This is a genomic window from Gemmobacter denitrificans (assembly GCF_036964905.1).
Lineage (GTDB): Bacteria > Pseudomonadota > Alphaproteobacteria > Rhodobacterales > Rhodobacteraceae > Gemmobacter > Gemmobacter denitrificans.
On record NZ_JBALHR010000012.1, the window covers coordinates 59,787 to 78,036 of the forward strand.

Annotated in this window: 18 protein-coding genes; 8 read left to right on the forward strand and 10 right to left on the reverse strand. The window is 66.1% G+C overall.

Translation table 11 applies throughout. The features are described from left to right. Position 1 precedes the first annotated feature (1 nt). Together V6590_RS16470 and V6590_RS16475 are read right to left on the reverse strand one after the other, a co-directional pair. Positions 2-1,354 (reverse strand): calcium-binding protein, encoded by a 1,353-nt coding sequence (locus V6590_RS16470; protein ID WP_335424772.1) that lies wholly within the window; start codon positions 1,352-1,354, stop codon positions 2-4. 144 nt (positions 1,355-1,498) lie between these two features. Beyond that, complete coding sequence (locus tag V6590_RS16475; protein WP_335424773.1) at positions 1,499-2,179, reverse strand: thiamine diphosphokinase; 681 nt, start codon at positions 2,177-2,179, stop codon at positions 1,499-1,501. 139 nt (positions 2,180-2,318) lie between these two features. On the opposite strand from V6590_RS16475, the gene V6590_RS16480 reads away from it, so the two are divergent. Further along, positions 2,319-4,559 (forward strand): hypothetical protein, encoded by a 2,241-nt coding sequence (locus tag V6590_RS16480; RefSeq protein WP_335424774.1) that lies wholly within the window; start codon positions 2,319-2,321, stop codon positions 4,557-4,559. A 133-nt stretch (positions 4,560-4,692) separates the two neighbouring features. On the opposite strand, the gene V6590_RS16485 is transcribed toward V6590_RS16480, so the two are convergent. Further along, positions 4,693-4,923, reverse strand: a complete 231-nt coding sequence (locus V6590_RS16485) for a DUF2842 domain-containing protein (RefSeq protein WP_335424775.1) — start codon at positions 4,921-4,923, stop codon at positions 4,693-4,695. Positions 4,924-4,928: 5 nt separating this feature from the next. Beyond that, on the reverse strand, positions 4,929-6,221 hold the full coding sequence (locus V6590_RS16490) for an adenylosuccinate synthase (protein ID WP_335424776.1): 1,293 nt from the start codon (positions 6,219-6,221) through the stop codon (positions 4,929-4,931). A 208-nt stretch (positions 6,222-6,429) separates the two neighbouring features. On the opposite strand from V6590_RS16490, the gene V6590_RS16495 reads away from it, so the two are divergent. Beyond that, positions 6,430-7,317, forward strand: coding sequence for a helix-turn-helix domain-containing protein (locus V6590_RS16495; RefSeq protein WP_335424777.1), 888 nt, complete (start codon positions 6,430-6,432; stop codon positions 7,315-7,317). On the opposite strand, the gene V6590_RS16500 is transcribed toward V6590_RS16495, so the two are convergent. Continuing rightward, positions 7,272-7,664, reverse strand: a complete 393-nt coding sequence (locus tag V6590_RS16500) for a hypothetical protein (protein ID WP_335424778.1) — start codon at positions 7,662-7,664, stop codon at positions 7,272-7,274. The genes V6590_RS16495 and V6590_RS16500 overlap by 46 nt on opposite strands. A 52-nt stretch (positions 7,665-7,716) precedes the next feature. After that, positions 7,717-9,147, reverse strand: a complete 1,431-nt coding sequence (pdxR, locus tag V6590_RS16505; RefSeq protein WP_335424779.1) for a MocR-like pyridoxine biosynthesis transcription factor PdxR — start codon at positions 9,145-9,147, stop codon at positions 7,717-7,719. A 64-nt stretch (positions 9,148-9,211) separates the two neighbouring features. Between pdxR and V6590_RS16510 the strand changes: the two genes are divergently transcribed. Then, positions 9,212-9,922 carry a pyridoxamine 5'-phosphate oxidase family protein gene (locus V6590_RS16510; RefSeq protein ID WP_335424780.1) on the forward strand — a complete coding sequence of 237 codons (711 nt, stop codon included), beginning with the start codon at positions 9,212-9,214 and terminating at the stop codon, positions 9,920-9,922. Here V6590_RS16510 and V6590_RS16515 read toward each other — a convergent pair. After that, positions 9,919-10,473, reverse strand: coding sequence for a YqgE/AlgH family protein (locus tag V6590_RS16515; protein ID WP_335424822.1), 555 nt, complete (start codon positions 10,471-10,473; stop codon positions 9,919-9,921). The genes V6590_RS16510 and V6590_RS16515 overlap by 4 nt on opposite strands. 153 nt (positions 10,474-10,626) lie before the next feature. Here V6590_RS16515 and V6590_RS16520 point away from each other — a divergent pair, with 153 nt between their 5' ends. Next, a complete protein-coding gene (locus tag V6590_RS16520; RefSeq protein ID WP_335424781.1) occupies positions 10,627-11,436 on the forward strand; it encodes a protein-disulfide reductase DsbD domain-containing protein in 810 nt (269 codons plus the stop codon). On the opposite strand, the gene coaBC is transcribed toward V6590_RS16520, so the two are convergent. Together coaBC and V6590_RS16530 are read right to left on the reverse strand one after the other, a co-directional pair. Further along, a complete protein-coding gene (coaBC, locus tag V6590_RS16525; protein ID WP_335424823.1) occupies positions 11,414-12,625 on the reverse strand; it encodes a bifunctional phosphopantothenoylcysteine decarboxylase/phosphopantothenate--cysteine ligase CoaBC in 1,212 nt (403 codons plus the stop codon). The two genes, V6590_RS16520 and coaBC, sit on opposite strands and share 23 nt — an antisense overlap. A 66-nt stretch (positions 12,626-12,691) precedes the next feature. Continuing rightward, a complete protein-coding gene (locus V6590_RS16530) occupies positions 12,692-13,567 on the reverse strand; it encodes an RNA polymerase factor sigma-32 (RefSeq protein ID WP_335424782.1) in 876 nt (291 codons plus the stop codon). Between the two features lie 46 nt (positions 13,568-13,613). Here V6590_RS16530 and cobU point away from each other — a divergent pair, with 46 nt between their 5' ends. The 4 genes from cobU to V6590_RS16550 all read left to right on the forward strand — a co-directional run bounded on the left by cobU (position 13,614) and on the right by V6590_RS16550 (position 17,250). Then, complete coding sequence (gene cobU / locus V6590_RS16535; RefSeq protein WP_335424783.1) at positions 13,614-14,162, forward strand: bifunctional adenosylcobinamide kinase/adenosylcobinamide-phosphate guanylyltransferase; 549 nt, start codon at positions 13,614-13,616, stop codon at positions 14,160-14,162. After that, positions 14,159-14,731, forward strand: coding sequence for a histidine phosphatase family protein (locus tag V6590_RS16540; protein WP_335424784.1), 573 nt, complete (start codon positions 14,159-14,161; stop codon positions 14,729-14,731). The genes cobU and V6590_RS16540 overlap by 4 nt, the downstream gene beginning before the upstream one ends. Positions 14,732-14,809: 78 nt before the next feature. Beyond that, complete coding sequence (locus V6590_RS16545; protein ID WP_335424785.1) at positions 14,810-15,682, forward strand: glutathione S-transferase N-terminal domain-containing protein; 873 nt, start codon at positions 14,810-14,812, stop codon at positions 15,680-15,682. Between the two features lie 47 nt (positions 15,683-15,729). Continuing rightward, positions 15,730-17,250: a YifB family Mg chelatase-like AAA ATPase gene (locus V6590_RS16550; protein WP_335424786.1), complete on the forward strand. Its 1,521-nt coding sequence runs from the start codon at positions 15,730-15,732 to the stop codon at positions 17,248-17,250. 5 nt (positions 17,251-17,255) lie between these two features. Here the strand turns inward: V6590_RS16550 and gshB are convergent, their stop codons facing one another. Next, positions 17,256-18,200, reverse strand: coding sequence for a glutathione synthase (gene gshB / locus V6590_RS16555; protein ID WP_335424787.1), 945 nt, complete (start codon positions 18,198-18,200; stop codon positions 17,256-17,258). Positions 18,201-18,250 lie beyond the last annotated feature (50 nt).

The following is an 18,250-nucleotide window of genomic DNA, read 5'->3' on the forward strand; positions in this document are numbered from 1 at the left end:
CTTACAGAATGATGATATGGTCGGCGAGCCCGGCGATGTCATCATGACCTTCCAACACGATCACCGTGCCTGCCGCGCCGAAATCCAGCCGGATATTGCCATCTTCATCCAGCCGGGCAAAACGGGCCACCACCTGTTCAGCCGTCAGGTCACCCCGCCAGAGCCTGCCGGACAGGTGCAGGGCGTCATCGAAGAACAGCGCCTCGATCCCGGTGCGGAAATCAGAGATCCGATCTGCGCCCCCTGCCCGGCCAAACACAAAGACATCGGCCCCGGTTCCCCCTTCCAACTGGTCATCGCCCGCACCCCCTGCGAGTGTGTCAGACCCGTCGCCACCCGCCAGACTGTCTTTCCCGCCGTCGCCTGCAAGCCGATCGTCGCCACGCCCGCCCTCCAGCCGGTCATGGCCGCTGCCCCCCGACAACCGGTCATTGCCATCACCACCGGACAGCCGGTCGCCGTGGCTGCCGCCCAGCAGACGATCATCGCCGTCCCCCCCCGCCAGATCATCGGTGGCAGTGCCGCCGATCAGCGTGTCATTCTGACCGCCGCCCTGCAGCGTATCGCGCCCTGATCCGCCCTCGGCGCGCGCGGCCCCTGCGCCGTTGACAATCCAGTCATGGCCCCTGCCGCCGAAATAGCGGCTGGCACCATCTTCGCCGGAAATCGCCTGACTGCCCCCCCGGATCGTATCGTTCCCCGCCCCGCCATAGGCCAGATTGAAGCCTGAACGGAAACCGATTTCATCATTCCCGCTGCCACCATAAACCGTATCGTCATCGGCAGACCCGCCGATCGTGTCATGGCCTGCTCCGCCATATAGCAGGTCGTCGCCAAAGAAACCGTCGATCGAATCGTTGCCTGTGCCGCCGAACAGCGTGTCATTGCCGCGCCCGGCACCCAAGCTATCCTGCCCGGCACCACCAAAAAGGCGCGCATCACCCAGCCCGTCCAGCCGGTCATCACCCGCCAGAACAAGCGCAAGGAGCGCGCGGTCATCCCGCGTGCCCTGTGTCAGGAAGGCCGCGAAAAACTGGACCGCCTCAAGTGCGAAACCGGACAGGCTCCAGCCATAGTCCAGTCCTGTCACCTGCCCGCCCATCACCAGCGCCGAAACCGTCCCACCGGTCAGGCGGCCATTGATATCCACGGTCAACCCCTCGCCCATAATATGCAGGGGGCTGCCAGGTCCATCAAAGGTGATGGTCAGTTGCGCCCCATAGACCACACCGCGATGGGTGATCGGGCCAGTATCCAATTTGCTGTCTGTCCGCGCGGCCCAGAGACCGCCAAGATTAAGAGTCTCAAGATCAGCAGCGGCAAGATCGGGGTTCCAGCTGTGAAATACGGCCATGAAGCGGGTCCTTTCCAGTCAGGTGTCGCGGCCCGAAAGGTTGCAGGGGCCGGTCGCTCGGAAAGTCTGGGAAATGCCGAAACCCGAGGCAAGTCAGGAATACCCGACCAAAGCGCCCGGATCGGAGGCTCTTACACCCTGCGTTTATGCTGGTATTGCCATCAGTGCTGCCAGCGCCACAGCAAGCCGCCGCCGTGGCAGGATCACCAGAAGCCCGGGCCGGTCGGATTCGATCACAACCCGGCGTGCGCTGGCGCGGTTTGACGTGCCGATCCGGCCATCGGGGGCCAGTGTCAGCCCATCAATCGGCCATTCCAGCCCTTGCGACCGCCCAGTAACCGGCACCATCGGAAACAGCGACACCCGATCCCCCACCGAAACTGTCATGTGCAAGACGGGCGGGGCGGCAAAGATCACATCCTGCGGCCCAAGGATCACACAGGGCATGTCAGGCCGCGTCGCCTGATGGCGCAACAGCCCGGCCAGCACCGACAGCGCGTGGTCAACCCGCCCCCCCGCCACACCCAATGCCAGAACGAAGGGGGCTGCCACATGGCGCAGCACCTTGTCGAAATCGGTGGTTTCCTGTTCCGGCACCTCATGCAGTCGCTGCGCCAGCCGCAGGCGCGCCGAATCTGACAGCGAATCCAGATCCCCGATCACCGCCACCGGTTCAACGCCAAGTGCAAGCGCCCGGTCCGCCCCGCCATCAGCCGCCACAACGACGGGGGCATGGCGGCGCGCAAGGGCCATGTCGCGGGCAGGCACAGCCCCCCCTGCAACAAGGCAGATCGCTTCGGAAGATTCGACAATCAGGCGATTCATGCAGATACTGTTCCGGGAATTAAGGCAAAGGGCCGGGTCACGGGCCATAATCAATCCTTCAAATTACCCCCTTCTGTCCACGGAATTGAACGGTGGGGCGGTAAAGTGGCAGCATGGTTTTGTAGAAGGCGACCATCCGATGATCGGAGCCAGTAAAATTCTCACGGTGTCCTACGGGACTTTCAGCTGCACGCTGGAAGGGTTTGACGATCCGTTCAACACCATGAAGGCGATTGCGGAATATTTCCGTGACCTTGCGGCGGAAGATCGCTACTTCGGTGCCGAACCGCCAACGCCCGATGCGGCCATGCTGCACCGGATTGCCGAACGTGAAATCCAGCGCCGGGTCGAGGCGAAGATTCAGGAAAACGGCGTGATCCTGCGGGCTGGCGATGCCAGCGAACCGCTGCCGATCCCCCGCGCCGCTCTGGCCGAACCGGCACCGCAGCCCAAGGTCGCCGCCCCGGTCGAGGTGGCTGCCGTCGAACCGGCGCAACCGGCCAGCGAGGCAGACAATGTGGCGGCAAAGCTGTCGCGCATCCGCAATGCCGTGGCGCAGGCCAGGGCCACTGCGGCACCGGCTCCGCTGACGGCTCCTGCCGTCACCGATCTGTATGAGGAAGATCTGGCCGAACCTGCCGCAAATCTGGCAGAGACCAGCACGGCGGACCTTGCGCCTGCCCCGATTGCCGACAGCACGCCCGAAGAAGTCGCGGAAGTCCTGGCAGAAGGCGACAGCGATGATCTGTCCGCGCTGGAGGATCTTCTGCCGGAAGATGCGCCCGATCTGACAGAAGAGGCCCTTCCCGAATTGGCCACAGCCGAAGAGGATCCGCTGGATGCGGAACTGATCGCTGCTGCAACCACGGTGGAAACGGAAGGCACCAGCGCCGAGGATGACATTCTGGCCGCGCTGGCCGAGGATCTGGCCGATACCAAGACCACGGCCGATGACCTCACGGTTGTGGTGGAGAATACGTCGGCACCTGCCGAAGTGCTGGCTACTGCGGATGAGGACGATCTTCTGGCCAGCCTTGCCGCGCTGGATGTGACCGCTGATACCGATGGCATCACGGCCAAGACCCCGGTTACCGAGGCGAAGCCCGCCGATCCGCTGGATGACGAGCTTGATGCCCTGCTGGCCGCGCTGGATGCCCAGCCCGCAGCCGCCGCCAAGGCCCAGGCGCCTGCAGAACTGGCCCCTGTTGTCGAAGAATCCCCGGCCAGCCTGCCGGAATTCGACAGCGCCACGCTGGACGAAACCGATGATCTGGGTGCAACGGGTGCACCTGATCTTGCTGAAACGCAAGACGATGCCCCCGCCGCACAAGCCGAGACCGAAACTGCGCTGGCCCGTATTCAGCGGGCCCGGGCCCGGGTGATCCGCATTCGCCGCAGCGATGCCGAACCGGCCCAAGCCGCCACCTCGACAGCGGCGCAGGACAGTGCAGAGCCGGTCCTGCCGCCCGAAGCTGAAGCCGCGCTTCTGCGTGAGTTGGAAGCGGCCCGGACCGAAGCCGAGATCGAAACCGAGGCGGACGCCGTGGCAGAACCGGCACCGGCGGCCCCCGCTCAGCCCGCGGCTGTTGCCCCGGTGCGGCCAAGCCGCCCGGTCCGCCCCACCCGCCCGGTTGCCGATGCGCGCACCACCGCGCTGGCCAACCCGGAAAGCGAAGCGGCCGTCTCGCGCCTGATCGCCGAAGCGAATACCCAGATGGAAGGGCCGGAAAGCCGCCGTCGCCTGTCAGCGATCCAGCATCTGAAAGCCGCCGTGGCCGCCACCGTGGCCGAACGCCGCGCAGGTCTGGCCAAGCCGGTGAATGAGGAAGAACGTATCGATCCCTATCGCGCCGATCTGTCGCGCATGGTTCGCCCTGCCGCCCCGCGCAGCAGCACGCCGCTGGTGCTGGTCTCGGAACAGCGGATCGACCGTCCGACCGCCCCGGCCCCGATGTCCCCGCAAGCGCCGGTAGCAGCGCAGACGCCGCGCAGCGATGTCCAGCCGATGCGGGTACAATCGCAGGCGGCAATGGCTGTCGCCATGGTCGAGGACGAAGAGGAAGAAGACACCAATATCTTCACCGATGCCCGTGGCTTTGCCGAGTTTGCCGAACAGTTGGGGGCCCGCAATCTGGCCGAACTGATCGAAGCCGCCGCCGCCTATGCCGCCTGTGTGGAAGGCCGCGCCGAATTCACGCGGCCGCAGCTGATGCGGCAGGTGGCCGAATTGGGCGAAGGCACCGATGCGCAGCGCGAAGATAGCCTGCGCAGCTTTGGCACCTTGCTGCGCACGGGCACGATCCAGCGCATCCAGCGCGGCCGCTATGTGCTCTCGCCGAATTCGCATTTCCTGACAGAGGCGCGCAAGATCACCGGGTGACCGGACCGCGAACCGGACCTTTGGCACCTTTGGTGCCGGTCCGCTCTCGCTCCGGGTCGACGGGCTGCCACTCTCCCCGGAGACAGAAAGGCGGAAGGGAAACCTTCCGCCTTTCTGGCATTTTGCTGTATCTTCAGTCCCGTTCGTCGGGAGCATCCGGGTCAGGCTGGCCGATCCCCTTGAAGATGAACTTGAAGGGCAAGGCCCAGACAATGCCCAGCGCCACATAAATCAGCAATTCAACCCAGATCGAGGGCCGCTCCAGCGCCCCCATGATGCCCCAAGCCACCGCGATATACAGCGGCAGCCCCACCACCAGGATCAGCAGGGCCAGCCGTTTGCGCGTGCGATAAGACAGCGCCATGGCGATCAATCCGCGAAGGGATCGGTGACAAGGATGGTGTCGTCACGCTCCGGGCTGGTGGAGAGCAGCGCCACCGGGCATTGGATCAGCTCTTCGATGCGGCGGACATACTTGATCGCAGCCCCCGGCAGATCGGCCCAGCTGCGCGCACCGGCGGTCGACTCGCTCCAGCCTTCCATCTCTTCATAAATGGGGGTGCAGCGCGCCTGCTCATCGGCGGCGGTCGGCAGGTAATCCAGCCGCTTGCCATCCAGATCATAGCCCACGCAGATCTTCAGCGTCTTGAACCCGTCCAGCACATCCAGCTTGGTCAGCGCGATGCCCGACACGCCCGAGGTGGCGCAGGTCTGGCGCACCAGCACCGCATCGAACCAACCGCAGCGGCGCTTTCGGCCCGTCACGGTGCCGAACTCATGCCCGCGCTCGCCCAGACGCTCGCCATCGGCATCGAACAGCTCGGCCGGGAAGGGGCCTTCGCCCACACGGGTGGTATAGGCCTTCACGATGCCCAGCACGAAATCGATCGCGGTCGGCCCAAGGCCCACGCCCGTTGCCGCCTGCCCCGCGATCACGTTCGAGGAGGTGACAAAAGGATAGGTGCCAAAGTCGATATCAAGCAGCGCGCCTTGCGCGCCTTCGAACAGGATGCGCTTGCCCGCGCGGCGGGCCTCGGTCATCACCTTCCAGACCGGCGCCGCATAGGGCAGCACTTGCGGCGCGATCTCGGCCAGTTGTGCCAGCAGCGCCGCGCGGTCGATCGGCTCCATGCCCAGGCCCCGGCGCAGCGCATCGTGATGGGCGAGCAAGCGGTCCACCCGAAGCTCCAGCGTTTTTGCATCGGCCAGATCGGCCACGCGAATGGCGCGACGGCCCACCTTGTCCTCATAGGCCGGGCCAATGCCACGCCCGGTTGTGCCGATCTTGGCCACGCCCACATTGCCCTCGCGCGCCCGGTCCAGCTCGCCATGCAGCGGCAGGATCAGCGGGGCGTTTTCGGCAATCATCAGGTTCTCGGGCGAAATTTCCACGCCCTGATCGCGCAGCTTGGCGATCTCGGTCACCAGATGCCAGGGGTCCAGCACCACACCATTGCCGATGACCGACAGCTTGCCGCCGCGCACGATGCCCGAGGGCAGCAGGCTCAGCTTGTAGACCTTGCCATCAATGACCAGCGTATGGCCCGCATTGTGACCGCCCTGAAAGCGCGCGATCACATCGGCGCGTTCGCTGAGCCAGTCAACGATCTTGCCCTTCCCCTCGTCGCCCCACTGGGCGCCCACGACGACGACATTGGCCATGCCCGCTATCCTTCGGCAAAGTGAAACCCGCGACCGTATATAGAGGGCAGCCGGGCGAGGACAGAGGAAAATCGCCGCAAGGGCAATAAGCGCGCGTAGCTTCGGGCGACGGGCACCTATCCTGGGCACGGTATTGAACCGGCAAGCTGCAGGGGGGTGTTTCCTAGACCGCGTCTGCGGCATAGGGTGGACGAAAACCGGAACCTTGATGCCCCGCCCCCTAGCCCCCGTTCATCTGCTCGACCTGCCCGGCGCGCAAAACGCGCCCGCAGCAGGGCTGGCCGAGATGTTTGCGCTGGCGGCCAGGCTGTGCCCTTCGGCGCCGGTGCTGCATCTGGCCGGGCCCGAAGGCGCGCGGGCGCTGGTGGTGCCGCCCAATCTGCACCAGCCGGACCCCGAACCACCCGCCGAGGCGGTGGCGCTGGTGGGCGCGGCCTTGCAGGCCGGGCAGCCGGTGGCAGCGCTTTGTGCCGGGGCGCTGGTGCTGGCGCGCAGCGGCGCGCTTGGGGCCCGGCTGGTGGCGCTGGCCCCGCCCCTGCATCCCCTGCTCGCGCGCCACGCCCCGCAAGCGCGGGCGGTTTCCCGGCCCGGCGCGCTTTGGGACGGGCAGGTGCTGACCGCCGCCGCACCGGGTGACTGGCCCTTGCTGGGGCTTGGCCTGATGGACCGGCTGGCGGGGCGCAACACCGCCCTCACCCTTGCCGCGCATTACTCGGGCACCCTGCCCGAGGCCGCCTGCCCTGCGCCCCCCGCAGAAGACCCGGTGATCCTGCGCGCCCAGGCGCGGATCGCGGCCAGCACAGGCCCTTTGGCGCTGGAGACATTGGCCGCCGACCTTGCGCTCAGCCCGCGCAGCCTGCATCGCCGTTTCCGCGCCGCCACCGGCCTGGCCCCGGCCGAATATCTGCAGGCGCAACGCATGGGCCGGGCGGCCCAGCGGCTGGCCTATTCTGCCGATCCGATCGGGCTGATCGGCCTTGATCTGGGCTATGTCGATGCGGCGGCCTTCTCGCGGGCGTTTCGCCGCGCCATGGGGCTTGGCCCGCGCGATTACCGCGAGGCTGCCCGCCAGGCCGCAAGCAGCGCCGCCAGATAACCCGCGATCATCGCGATCTGCGCCCAATAGGGCCAGGTCGGCTGCCCGGGCTGCAACTCCTGCACCAGCGCGCCCGACAGGGTGACATGCGACAGCCCCGCTACGGTCAGTGCCAGCACCCCCAGCGCCACCGGCACCGCCGAAGGCTCCCGCGCCGCCTGCCAGAACAGGCCCGCATAGGCCAGCACCGCGAAAGAGATGATCTTGTCCTGATAGGCATGGAAGGGCGTGTCGTAATAGACAAACAGCACCGGCCATTTCAGCCCGAAGAAATGCGCCGCCGCCATGGCACAGAAATAGCCCACCCCGGCCAGAAGCAGGGTGCGAAGAAGGGTCTTGGCCGTCATTTTGACCTCCGGTTTGTGAAAGCTGCTGCCTCGCATGGCAGCCGCCCGCCGCTCAATGGCCGGACCGGACAGAGATTGTGCAGATCCCGCCATCCGTCAGCCAGCGCCGCGCGGCGGACTGTAGCGCATCGGGCGTATGGCCGGAAAAGCCGATCACCAAGCCCGGGCGCGGGCAAGAACCAAGATACATCGGGCTGAGCGCGCGGGTGCCAAACCCGCTGGCCCGCGCTGCGCGCGCCATCGCCCGGTCATCGCATCCCTCTGGCAGCGGGGCCACCAGATGCAACCCCTGATCGGGGGCCACGGCCTGCAACCCGCCCGCATGCAGCGCCGCAACCAACGCATCGCGGGCGGCCAATGTGCTGCGCCGCGCCCGGCGCAGATGGGCGGCAAAGTGACCGTCGCGCAGAAATTCGGCCAGCGCCGCCTCGGCCAGCGTAGGCGGATAGCGGTCGGCCCGGCGGCGCAGCGACAGGACCGGGGCCAGAAGCGGTTCAGGCAGGATCATGTAGCCCAGCCGCAAACCAGGCATCAGCGTCTTGGAAAACGTGCCGACATAGATCACTCGCCCCGCCCCATCCATGCCCTGCAAGGCGGCCAGTGGCTGGCCCGCATGGCGGAATTCACTGTCATAATCATCCTCGATCAGCCAGGCCCCGGCCCCGACCGCCCAATCCAGCAAGGCCAGCCGGCGCGGCATGGTCAGCACCACCCCGGTCGGGAACTGATGCGAAGGGGTCAGATAGGCGGCGGCGGCCTCGGGGCTGCGCGCGATCCCGGCGGCCACATCCAGCCCCTGCCCATCGACCGGCACGGGCACCAGTTGTTGCGCGCAAAATGCCGCACGGGCCATCGGATAGCCGGGGTCTTCGATCCAGACCGGCATCCCGGGGCGCAGCACGGCACGGGCAATCAGATCCAGCGCCCCTTGGGTGCCTGCCGTCAGCACGATCTGATCGGGATGGGCCTTGACCCCGCGCGACAGCGCCAGCCACGCCGCAATTTCGCCCCGCAACCCGGCATCGCCCCGCGCATCGCCATAGGCGAATTGCGCGCGCGGCGGGCGGGCCATCTGGCGGTGCAGGATGGCACGAAACTGTTGCAGGCTGCGCGGCTCGACCGTGGCCAGACCCAGATCACCCGGCAGGCCATAATCGGGATCATGCGCCGGATCGGCGGGCGGCGCAGGCAGGTCGGCGGCCACGCGCGGCACCTGCCCCGCGACATGTGTGCCTGATCCCACCCGGGCCTCGGCGAAACCATCGGCCACCAGCATGTCATAGGCCGTGACCACCGCCCCGCGCGACAGGCCCAGCCCGGCTGCCAGCACCCGGCTGGGCGGCAGCCGCGCTCCGGCAGGCAAGGCCCCCGACAGGATGCCCGCGCGGATCGCGGCATACAGGGCACGATGGCGCGGCCCCGCCCTGTCCAGCGCCGGGACCAATGCGGGCCAATCGGAAAAATTGGTCTGATTTTTCTTCATCTGATTGGCCCTGTTTCCGACCAATATCCTGCGTTATCGCAAGGGGACAAGCAAGGAAAAGGTCATGACCCACTATCCCGTCACCCCCCGCAACCGAGCCAAGCGTGTGCATGAACGCGCCCGCTATGACCATGACACCGTCCATGCCGTTCTGGATGCCGGGTTGATGTGCCACATCGCCTATGTGATCGACGGCCAGCCCTATTGCACGCCGACGATCCATTGGCGCGACGGGACGCGGCTTTACTGGCATGGATCATCGGCCAGCCGGATGTTGCGGGCGCAAAAGGGTGGCGTGCCGGTCTGCGTCACCGTCACCCATCTGGATGGGCTGGTCATGGCGCGTTCGGCCTTCAACCATTCCGCCAATTACCGGTCGGCCATGTGCTTTGGTCTGGCCGAAATCATCGAAGATGCCGCCGAAAAGACCCGGGCGCTGGAGGCCCTGACCGACCGCTTCTATCCCGGGCGCCGGGCAGAGCTGCGCCCCATGACCGCGCAAGAGGTAAAGGCGACAAGTGTGATCGGAATGACCATCACCGAAGCCAGCGCCAAGGTGCGCGCCCATGGCGTGGGCGATGATGCCGAAGATGGCCACCTGCCGGTCTGGGCCGGGGTGATCCCGGTCGCTACAATGATCGGTGCGGCGCAACCCTCGGCGCTGATGCCCGAGACCCCGCTTGCCCCGCATCTGCAGCGCTTTGCCGAAGGACGGCGGCTGGATGAGGTGATGCTGGAAACGCAGGCGATCTATGATGCCGAGGGTCGCGCCTAGGCGCGGCCGCCCTCTGACGCCAGAAGCAGGGGGTTCACCCCCATCGCGCGCAGAGCCGACGCCCATTTCGCAGCGTCATCCGGGGCAAAGATCAGGTCCGGCGTCGGTGTGGCGGTCAGCCAGTCATTGCGGGCCAGTTCGCCCTCAAGCTGGCCCGGCCCCCATCCGGCATAGCCCAGCGCCAGCAGCGCCTGCCGCGGCCCACCGCCTGAAGCAAGTTCCTGCAACACATCCAGCGTGGCGGTCATGCCATAGCCCCCTGCCACGGCCAGCGTTCCGGCATCTGCCCGGTAATCATCGGAATGCAGCACAAAGCCGCGCCCGCGTTCCACTGGCCCACCGAAATGCACCCGGATATCGCGCGCACCATCCTGTCGTTCGATTTCCAGATGCGCCAGAAGCCCGGCAAAATCCAGATCGTGCGCAGGTTTGTTGATGATGAGGCCCATTGCCCCCTCGGGGCTGTGGGCGCAGATCAGCACCACGCTGCGGTCAAACCGCGTATCGCCCAGGCCGGGCATTGAAATCAGGATCTGGCCGCTCAGGTCCATGGCACATTCCCCCATGCCAAAGATATGGACCCGCATCCCGGCGCTCTCAAGCCCCGAACTGCCGGATCGGCGGAATGTCGTGCACCCCTGCGCTCGCGCGGCTGTCGCCGGAAAGTGATTTCCCATTTCGGCCAGCTTGCCTATTTTCGGCCCATGCAAAACCACCTGACCCTTGCCCTGCTGGCCACCATCGTGACCGCCCCCGCCCTGCGGGCCGAAACCATCCCCGCCCCCGGCGATCTGATCCGGGCCGAATTGCTGCCCGGCTGGCGCGAGGCTGATGGACGGCACTTTGCCGCGCTGCATCTGCGGCTGGCCCCGCAGTGGAAAACCTATTGGCGTGCGCCGGGCGATGCGGGCATCCCGCCGCAATTCGACTGGTCAGGTTCTGAAAATCTGGGCCGCGTTACGGTGCATTGGCCGCGCCCGACCGTGTTCGATTTCGAAGGCATGACAACCATCGGCTATCTGCAGGATGTGGTTCTGCCGGTCGAGGTGGAACCGCAAGACCCGTCCCGCCCGATGCATCTGCAGGCGCGCGTCGATCTGGGCATCTGCAAGGATGTCTGTGTGCCCGCCGAAGTGTCGATGGAGGGGGCCTTGCCCACGCCGGGCGCAGCCGATGCCGCCATCGCGGCGGCACTGGCGGCCCGACCGCTCGATTCCACCACAGGCGGGATTGAAATGGCAGATTGTAGCGTGGCCGAGATTTCGGATGGCCTGCAAGTCACCGCCCGCCTGCGCCTGCCCCCCGGTCCCGCAGCCGAAACCGTGGTGATGGAACCGGGGGCACCAGTCTGGGTATCCGACAGCACAGTCAACCGCGACGGCAACCTGCTGACAGCCGTGGCCGACATGGTGCCCGGCCCGGGTCAAAGCTTCACCCTCGACCCGGCGGCGCTTCGACTGACGGTCCTGTCCGGTAGCCATGCCGTTGAACTTATCGGCTGCCCGCTACGCTGATCGCATCGGCAATCCGCTGCGCCAGATCGCGGGCCACCTGATCCTTGGTCATGCGCGGCCAGCTTTCGGCACCCGTTGCAGTAATCAGCGTCACGGCATTCTCGCTGCCGCCCATGATGCCTGTCGCCGGGCTGACATCATTGGCCACGATCCAGTCACAGCCCTTGCGGGCACGTTTGGCGGTGGCGTGGGCCACCACCTGTTCGGTCTCGGCAGCAAAGCCCACCACCAGCGCAGGCCGCCCCGCCCCCATCTGCGACACCGTAGCCAGTATGTCGGGGTTTTCCGCGAATTCCAGCGCGGGGGCACGGCCCGTGCCATCCTTCTTCATCTTCTGCGCGCCAGCATTGGCCACCCGCCAATCCGCCACCGCTGCAGCAAAGACCGCCGCGTCGGCTGGCAGGGCCTGCTGCACCGCCGCCAGCATCTGCTGCGCGGTTTCCACCTGCACGACCTGCACCCCATCCGGCGGCGGCACGCTGGCAGGACCGGTGACAAAGGTCACCCTCGCCCCCAGATCGCGCAGCGCCGCCGCCAATGCCGTGCCCTGCGCCCCGGACGAGCGATTGGCGATATAGCGCACCGGATCAATCGGTTCATGCGTCGGGCCGGATGTCACCAGCACATGCCGACCTGCCAGCGGCCCGGCCACCAGCGCGGCATCTATGGCCGCAACGATTTCCAGCGGCTCAGCCATCCGGCCCGGGCCGAATTCCCCACAGGCCATATCCCCCGCATTGGGGCCGACAAACCGCACCCCATCGGCCCGCAACTGCGCCAGATTGCGTTGCGTCGCCTTGTGTTCCCACATCCGCACATTCATCGCGGGGGCCATCAGAACCGGCGTATCCGTGGCGAGCAACAGCGTCGAGGCCAGATCATCGGCCCTGCCCTGCGCGGCCTTGGCCATCAGATCGGCAGTAGCTGGGGCAACAACGATCAGGTCTGCCACCCGCGACAGCTGGATATGGCCCATTTCGGCCTCGGCGGTCAGGTCGAACAACGCGCTGTGGACCTTTTCCCCGGCAAGCGCGGAAACCGACAGCGGCGTAACAAATTCATGCCCCGCACGGGTCAGCACCGGCGTTACTGCCACGCCGCGTTCGCGCAGGCGGCGGATCAGATCAAGCGCCTTGTAGGCGGCGATCCCGCCCCCGATGATGAGAAGTATCCGCTTGCCCGCCAGCATTTCCGCCCCCAATTGCCGCTGGATCAAGCTTTAGGCAGGACCGCGACCAAGCGCAACGGCGGCGGGTTACAGGAACAACTGCACCTCTGGTGCTTCAACCTCCAGCTTGCGGCGCAGTTTTGCGAAGGCGGCAGCCTCAACCTGGCGCACACGCTCTTTCGACAGGCCCAGTTCCTCACCCAGCGATTCCAGCGTGCGACCGTCTTCGCGCAGCTTGCGTTCGGTGACGATATAGCGCTCGCGATCATTCAACCCCGCCAGCGCCCGGGTCAGCCAGCCACGCAAGAGATCGTGGTCATGCGCCGCTGCCACCTGTTCGGCGGCCTGTTCGCTTTCATCCTCCAGCGCGTCGATCCATTCGCGCCCCTCTTCCTCGGTCGATTGGGTCGCGTTGAGCGAGAAGTCCATCCCCGCCAGCCGACCCTCCATCGTGGCGACCTCGGTGATCGTCACCCCGAGTTCGGCGGCCACCCGGGCGCGCAGCGATTCCGGCGTCAGTCTTTCGCCCTCTTGGGCTGCGGCCCGTTCGATGCGCGCCTGCACCCGGCGCAGGTTGAAGAACAGCGATTTCTGCGCCGATGTCGATCCGGTGCGCACCAGTGACCAGTTGCGCATCACATGATCCTGAATGCTGGCCTTGATCCACCACACGGCATAGGTGGAAAACCGCACGCCCCGATCGGGATCGAACTTGTCGGCGGCCTTCATCAGGCCAAGGCTGGCTTCCTGGATCAGATCGTTCATCGGGGCGCCATAGCGGCGGAACTTGGCCGCCATGCTGATCGCCAGCCGCATATAGGCCTGAATGAGCCGATGCAGCGCCGCCTCGTCGCGCTGGTCGCGCCAGGCGCGGGCCAGTGCCGCCTCGGTCTCGGCATCCAGAAGTTCGGCCTTGCGCGCTTGGCGCGACAATCCTTGATCGCTATACCCGTCCAGCGCCATGACAGCCCCCCGCGGTTTTTGTCTGCGAAAGATACGAGGCCACAGCATGACCGGATCACCTCTGCCCGAAAAATCACTTCCTGCTCTCAGCCTCGTGATCGGGGGGGCGCGGTCGGGGAAATCGCGGCTGGCCGAAGGGCTGGTGACCGCAACAGGGCGGCCGCGCGTCTATATCGCCACCGCAGAAGCCTGGGATGACGAGATGCGCGCCCGCATCGACCAGCACCGGCAGGACCGTGGCCGGGATTGGCAGACCCTTGATGCGCCGCAGGATCTGGCCGGGGCACTGGCGCAGGTTCCGGCCGGGGCGGCGGTGCTGATCGATTGCGCAACGCTGTGGCTGACCAACCGGATGCTGGCCGAGGCCGATCTGCAGGCAGATACGGCGGCGTTGCTGGCGGCGCTTGCCGCCTGCCCTGCCCCTGTTGTCATCGTCACCAATGAACTTGGCTGGTCCATCGTGCCGGAAAACGCGCTCGCGCGACGGTTCCGCGATGCGCAGGGACGGCTGAACCAGCGGCTGGCCGAACAGGCCGAACTGGTGGTTGCGGTCATCTCGGGCCTGCCCATGGTGCTGAAAGGACAGATGCCATGACCCGGTTCTGGTGGCTGCGCCACGGTCCTACCCATGCCAAGCATTTCTGCGGCTGGCTCGATCTGCCGGCCGATCTGTCGGATCACGCCGCGATCGGCCGGATGCAGGCCCTGCTGCCCGATGCGCCGGTCGTGTCCTCCGATCTGCTGCGCGCCCGCCAGACCGCCGATGCAATTGCCGGCCCCCGCCCCCGCCTGCCTGCGCTGCCCAACCTGCGCGAGTTTCATTTCGGAGAATGGGAGGGCAAGCACTGGTCCGAAACCGCCGAAAGCCACCCGGAGCTGTCGCGCGCCTATTGGGAAAGCCCGGGCGACATTGCCCCGCCCGGCGGCGAAAGCTGGAATGCCGCCGCCGCGCGGGTCGATGCAGCTGTCGGCGGTCTTCTGGCGCTTGGCCATACCGATCTGATCGTGGTCGCCCATATGGGTGTGATCCTGACCCGGCTTGCGCAGGCACTGGATGAAGACCCCGAAACGGCCATCGGCCACCGGATCGATCCGCTGTCGCTCACCCGGCTGGCCCATGACGGAACCCGCTGGCGGGCCGAACTCATCAATCACATTCCGTGATGTTTGCCCTGACGATTCATCGTTTGGCCGGGGTGAGGCCAACGGCTACACCATGGGCCAGCAACAGGGAGACCCGCCATGACCTATGATCTTGTGATCGGTAACCGCGTCTATTCCAGCTGGTCGCTGCGCGGCTGGCTTCTGTTCGAGGTGTTCGGGATTCCGGTCCGGCTGCACCGCGCCCGGCTTTATACCGAAGAACTGCCCGAACTTCTGAAGTCCTTCCCACCCGCCCGCACCGCCCCCACCATGCGCACCCCGGACGGGCTGGTTGTGCCGGAAAGTCTGGCCATTGCCGAGGAACTTGCCTCGCGCCACCCCGATGCCGGGATCTGGCCGCAAGACCCGCGCGCGCGGGGCGTGGCGCGGGTTCTGGCTGCCGAAATGCATGCAGGGTTCACCGCGCTGCGCAGCCATTGCCCGATGAACCTGCGCGTCAGCTATACCGATTGCGCCCCCCCCGATGCGGTATTGGCCGATCTGGACCGGCTGCAGCAGATCTGGGCCTGGGCGCGGGTGGAAACCGGCAGCACGACCCCGTGGCTCTGTGGGGCCTATTCGGCGGCGGATGTGTTCTTTGCGCCCGTCGCCACCCGGATCGCCACCTATAACCTGCCTGTTGGGGCCGAGGCGGCAGGTTATGTGCAGGCGCATCTGGCGCATCCGGCCTTTCGCCGCTGGCGGGCGATGGGGCTGGTGGATGGCGCGGATCAGGAATTCTACCGCAGGGACTATCCGCGCCGCGACTGGCCCGGGCCCCGCCCGCTGCCCGCCCGGGCCGTTGACGGCAGCGAGGCCGAGAACAGCGCCTGTCCCTATTCCGGCGATCCGGTGACCCATGTGCTGGAACTGGAAGGTCGGCGTTTTGGCTTTTGCAACGCCTTTTGCCGCGACAAGACTGTGGCCGATCCCGAAGCCTGGCCCAAATTCGTCGCCCTTTACCAATCGTAAACCATTCCCCTGATACCCGTTAACGAAAGTGAACGGGGCGCAAGGCGATGGTGGCACGGGCCTTTACGGTCGCATTCGAAGGGGTCGAGGCCCGCCTGGTCGAAGTGCAATGCGCCGTTTCGCCCGGATTGCCGGGGTTTTCAGTGGTGGGCCTGCCCGACAAAGCCGTGTCCGAGGCCAAGGAACGCGTGCGCGCCGCCCTTTCGGCCCTGTCGATTGCGTTGCCCGCCAAGCGGATCACGGTCAATCTGGCCCCTGCCGATCTGCCCAAGGAAGGATCGCATTTCGATCTGCCCATCGCGCTGGCCCTGCTGGCCGCCATCGACATCCTGCCAAAAGAGGATGTGGAAACCACGGTGGCGCTTGGCGAATTGTCGCTGGACGGTCGGCTGATGCCGGTGCTGGGGGCCTTGCCCGCCGCCATGACCGCCGCCGAAACCGATCGCGCGCTTCTGTGCCCCCGCGCCTGCGGAGCCGAGGCCGCTTGGGTCGGGGCCACGCAGGTTCTGGGCGCCTCCTCGCTCGATCAGGTGGTCCGCCATTATACCGGGCAGGCCCCGATCACCCCCGCCGAAGCTGGCGAAGTGGCCCGCCCCAATCATGGCCGCGACCTGCGCGAGGTGAAGGGCCAGGAAAGGGCCAAGCGCGCGCTGGAAATCGCCGCCGCAGGCCGCCACCACATGATGATGGTCGGCCCCCCCGGATCGGGAAAATCCATGCTGGCGGCCCGTTTGCCCGGCATCCTGCCGCCGCTTTCCGCGGCCGAGGCGCTGGAAACCTCGATGATCCATTCCCTGGCCGGATTGCTGAGCGAAGGTGGCATTTCACGCGAAAGGCCGTTCCGAACCCCGCATCACACGGCATCGATGGCGGCAATCGTCGGGGGCGGCAAGGGCGCGAAACCGGGCGAGATCAGCCTGGCCCATAACGGCGTGCTGTTTCTGGATGAATTGCCGGAATTCGCGCGCGCCGTGCTGGAAACCCTGCGCCAGCCGATCGAAACCGGCGATGTGGTCGTGGCCCGCGCCAATGCCCATATCCGCTATCCCAGCCGGTTCCTGCTGATTGCCGCAGCAAACCCGTGCAAATGTGGCTACATGACAGACCCTGCGCGCGCCTGCGCCCGGGTGCCCAACTGTGGTGAGGATTATCTGGGGCGGATTTCAGGCCCGTTGATGGACCGGTTCGATCTGCGGGTGGATGTGCCGCCAGTGGCTTTCACCGATATAGACCTGCCAGCCTCAGGCGACACTTCGGCGCAGGTGGCGGAACGGGTGGCCACTGCCCGCGCCCGGCAGGCCGCACGCTTTGCCAATCACCCCGAAGCGCGGGTCAACGCCGATGCCGAGGGCCGCCTGCTGGACGAAATTGCCACACCGGATGCCGAAGGCCGGGCCCTGCTGGTGCGGGTAGCGGAACGCTTTGGCCTGTCGGCCCGCGCTTATCACCGGGTGTTGCGGGTGGCGCGCACCATCGCCGATCTGGACCAATCGCCCGATGTGCGCAGCCCCCATGTGGCCGAGGCGGTCAGCTATCGCCTGACGCTGAACGAACGGACGAAACGTTGACCGAGTCAGCCGCGGCGCTTGGCCTCGATCACCTGCCAGATGCGTTCGGCCGTGTTGAACCCGTCGAACCGCTCCAACTCCTGAATGCCGGTGGGCGAGGTGACATTGATTTCGGTCAGCCAATCACCGATCACGTCGATGCCCACGAAAACCTGTCCCTTTTCGCGCAGGACCGGGCCGATGGTGGCACAGATCTCCAGATCGCGCGGCGTCAGTCCGACAGGTTCGGGGCGGCCCCCCACATGCATGTTCGACCGCGTTTCGCCCGCCTGCGGCACCCTGTTGATGGCCCCGACCGGTTCTCCATCCACCAGAATGACCCGCTTGTCGCCCTTTGAGACCGCCGGCAGGAACTTCTGAACGATCATCGGCTCACGGCTCATGCTGGTGAACAGTTCATACAGCGATGAAAGGTTGCGGTCATTTTCATCCAGCCGGAACACCCCGGCCCCGCCATTGCCATAAAGCGGCTTGAGGATGATGTCGCCGTGGCGGGCCTTGAAGGCACGAATGGTCTGCAGATCACGGGCAATTGCAGTCGGCGGCGTCAGCTGCGGAAAGCGCAGCACGAGCAGTTTTTCGGGGCTGTTGCGCACCCAGAACGGATCATTCACCACCAATGTGCGGGGATGGATCATCTCCAGCAGATGGGTGGTGGTGATGTACTGCATGTCGAAAGGCGGGTCCTGCCGCAGCCAGACCACGTCGAAACTGCCCAGATCCACCTCGGTTTCGGGCCCGAAATCGACGTGATTTCCACGTTCGCGGCGCAGGGTGATCGCATGGCCCCGCGCAATCACCCGGCCTTCGACAAAGGCCAGCCGGTCGGGCGTATAATAGAACAGGTCATGCCCACGATTCTGTGCTTCAAGCGCAATCCGGAAGGTGCTGTCGGCATCGATGTTGACCGCGGCGATCGGGTCCATCTGAAGGGCAACCTTGAGACGCATGAGACTTCCTCCATCTGTCGTCCCTTCCTGCCCGAGCTTCGCCGCAGATG

Coding starts and splice junctions, on each gene's coding strand:
- V6590_RS16480 (WP_335424774.1), top strand. CDS start 2,319: ATGATCGGAGCCAGTAAAATTCTCACGGTGTCCTACGGGACTTTCAGC.
- V6590_RS16470 (WP_335424772.1), bottom strand. CDS start 1,354: ATGGCCGTATTTCACAGCTGGAACCCCGATCTTGCCGCTGCTGATCTT.
- V6590_RS16515 (WP_335424822.1), bottom strand. CDS start 10,473: ATGGACCTGAGCGGCCAGATCCTGATTTCAATGCCCGGCCTGGGCGAT.
- coaBC (WP_335424823.1), bottom strand. CDS start 12,625: ATGCTGGCGGGCAAGCGGATACTTCTCATCATCGGGGGCGGGATCGCC.
- V6590_RS16510 (WP_335424780.1), top strand. CDS start 9,212: ATGACCCACTATCCCGTCACCCCCCGCAACCGAGCCAAGCGTGTGCAT.
- V6590_RS16490 (WP_335424776.1), bottom strand. CDS start 6,221: ATGGCCAATGTCGTCGTCGTGGGCGCCCAGTGGGGCGACGAGGGGAAG.
- V6590_RS16550 (WP_335424786.1), top strand. CDS start 15,730: ATGGTGGCACGGGCCTTTACGGTCGCATTCGAAGGGGTCGAGGCCCGC.
- pdxR (WP_335424779.1), bottom strand. CDS start 9,147: ATGAAGAAAAATCAGACCAATTTTTCCGATTGGCCCGCATTGGTCCCG.
- V6590_RS16475 (WP_335424773.1), bottom strand. CDS start 2,179: ATGAATCGCCTGATTGTCGAATCTTCCGAAGCGATCTGCCTTGTTGCA.
- V6590_RS16500 (WP_335424778.1), bottom strand. CDS start 7,664: ATGACGGCCAAGACCCTTCTTCGCACCCTGCTTCTGGCCGGGGTGGGC.
- V6590_RS16495 (WP_335424777.1), top strand. CDS start 6,430: ATGCCCCGCCCCCTAGCCCCCGTTCATCTGCTCGACCTGCCCGGCGCG.
- gshB (WP_335424787.1), bottom strand. CDS start 18,200: ATGCGTCTCAAGGTTGCCCTTCAGATGGACCCGATCGCCGCGGTCAAC.
- cobU (WP_335424783.1), top strand. CDS start 13,614: ATGACCGGATCACCTCTGCCCGAAAAATCACTTCCTGCTCTCAGCCTC.
- V6590_RS16520 (WP_335424781.1), top strand. CDS start 10,627: ATGCAAAACCACCTGACCCTTGCCCTGCTGGCCACCATCGTGACCGCC.
- V6590_RS16545 (WP_335424785.1), top strand. CDS start 14,810: ATGACCTATGATCTTGTGATCGGTAACCGCGTCTATTCCAGCTGGTCG.
- V6590_RS16540 (WP_335424784.1), top strand. CDS start 14,159: ATGACCCGGTTCTGGTGGCTGCGCCACGGTCCTACCCATGCCAAGCAT.
- V6590_RS16485 (WP_335424775.1), bottom strand. CDS start 4,923: ATGGCGCTGTCTTATCGCACGCGCAAACGGCTGGCCCTGCTGATCCTG.
- V6590_RS16530 (WP_335424782.1), bottom strand. CDS start 13,567: ATGGCGCTGGACGGGTATAGCGATCAAGGATTGTCGCGCCAAGCGCGC.